General features: G+C 62.3%; 1 protein-coding gene. It reads left to right on the forward strand.

Translation table 11 applies throughout. From position 1 onward, the window contains the following. Window positions 1-105 precede the first annotated feature (105 nt). Window positions 106-1830, forward strand: coding sequence for a transposase (locus VJ464_09425; GenBank protein ID HKQ05340.1), 1725 nt, complete (start codon window positions 106-108; stop codon window positions 1828-1830). The last annotated feature ends 15 nt before the right edge of the window (window positions 1831-1845 follow it).

The following is a 1845-nucleotide window of genomic DNA, read 5'->3' on the forward strand; positions in this document are numbered from 1 at the left end:
GCAGTAGCGCAAAAGTCACCCTGTGAGGGAAATAGGGTTATCATGGGCACAACATCTCCCCTCAAACTCGGCCAGCGTGGACAAGACGCTCGCCAGGAGGCGCCCATGAGAACCCCGAAACGATTATATGCCCAAGAGCGCATGATCTATCAACCTGAACTCCTCACCTGTCCCCACTGTGGCGATCTCCTGGTGATGTGCAACTATCTCGCTTGGGATAAGATCGTGCAGACTCTCGATCGCGTCCTCTCGGTGGCCAGCCGACCCGGGCGCTGTCGGCACGCGACCTGTGCGGGCTCGCGTATGCGCCTGCTGTCAGCAGAGGGTCAGCGCATCGCCCTTCCTGGCTCCACCTATGGCTATGATGTGCTGGTACGCATTGGCTGGTGGCGGCAGGAGCACCGCGCCACGTACCGCGAGATTCACACCGAGTTGGCCTCCCAGGTCCGCATCTCGGAGTCCCACGTGGGCTATCTGTATCAACAGGTCTATCTGCCCCTCCTGGCCTGCCACGAGCGGCAGCACCGCGATCACCTCGCCCGGATTGCCAAGCAGCAGGGCGGCTTGATCGTGGCCCTAGACGGTTTGGCTCCGCAAGGGGGCGAGCCCCAAATTTGGTTCATCCGCGAGCTCTCAAGCGGCTTGACGTTGCGCAGTGGCTGGCTGTGCCAGCAGGATCAGCTCACGTTCGAAGCCTTCCTAGAACCGCTCAAGCACCTGGAGTGGCCCATCCTGGCCGTGCTCAGCGACAAGCAAACGGGCTTGGTCCCGGCAGTGGCCACGGTCTTACCCCACAGTCGTTATCAGTTTTGTCAGGCCCATTATCTGCGTAACCTCGCCGAACCCCTCGCCGAGGTCGACACAGCCTTCAAAGGTGAGCTGCGCAAAACCGTGCGTCAGCAGGTCGGCGACTTGATCCGTCAGGAAGCCTGCACGGCGCCCAGCCCAGCAGGCGTCTTGACGGTGACCGGCCTGTTGCCCAGTCCGCTCGCAACGCCCACGGCGCCAGCCTCCCACAGCCCAACGTCTCGGGACCCCTTCACAATGCCAGCCTCCGAAGCCGATGAGGTCATCACGCACCTCTTTCGCCACACCCGCTATCTGCTCACACTCAAAGGCCGGCCGCCCTTTCGACTGGCTGGTATGGAGACCTACGAGCGGCTCCAGCATGTCGCTCGCTTGAGCCTCGACCTGCTCGCCACGCGCTATGAGCCACGCCTCGCCCAGTTGTACCAAGGCCTCCCGTCGGCCCTGTTCCCTTTTGCTCAGACCTACCAGGAGTGCCGCCAAGGCGCTGCCTGGCTCCGCGACATCGCCTACATCTTAGAACCCCCTATCGCACACCCCCTGAGTGCTGAACACGTCGCGGGACAACTACGCGGCTATCTTGACACGGTGCTGCGGCTGCCCGATGTCCCGCCCATCTTATCTGAGTTTAGTCTGCACCTCGACAAGGTCAGCCGGAGCTATTGGCCCGGCCTGTTCCACTGCTATGACGTGCCGGGCGTGCCTCGGACCAACAACGAGCTCGAAAGCCGCTTCCGCGATACAGGTCGCCGCCTGCTGCGGACCACGGGCCAAAAGGGCCTCACACAACGCACGCTGCAACGCCAAGGCGCGTGGGAACTCCTCCCGTGCCCCCCAACAGAAGCCCAGTTACTGGGGGCCTTGTGTCAAACGCCCCCTGAGGACTTGGCTCAGGAAAGGCAGCGCTTTGCTGAACATCGCCAACGGTTCCGCTTGCAGAGCCGATCCCTTCGACAGACCCAAGCGCAATTCGCTCAACTGCGTCAGAGATGGTCGTCGCTACCGTCTACAGGCACAGGGTGACTTTAGAGGCATTGC

The organism is Blastocatellia bacterium, assembly GCA_035275065.1.
In the GTDB taxonomy this organism is placed as follows: Bacteria; Acidobacteriota; Blastocatellia; order UBA7656; family UBA7656; genus DATENM01.

Coding starts and splice junctions, on each gene's coding strand:
- VJ464_09425 (HKQ05340.1), top strand. CDS start 106: ATGAGAACCCCGAAACGATTATATGCCCAAGAGCGCATGATCTATCAA.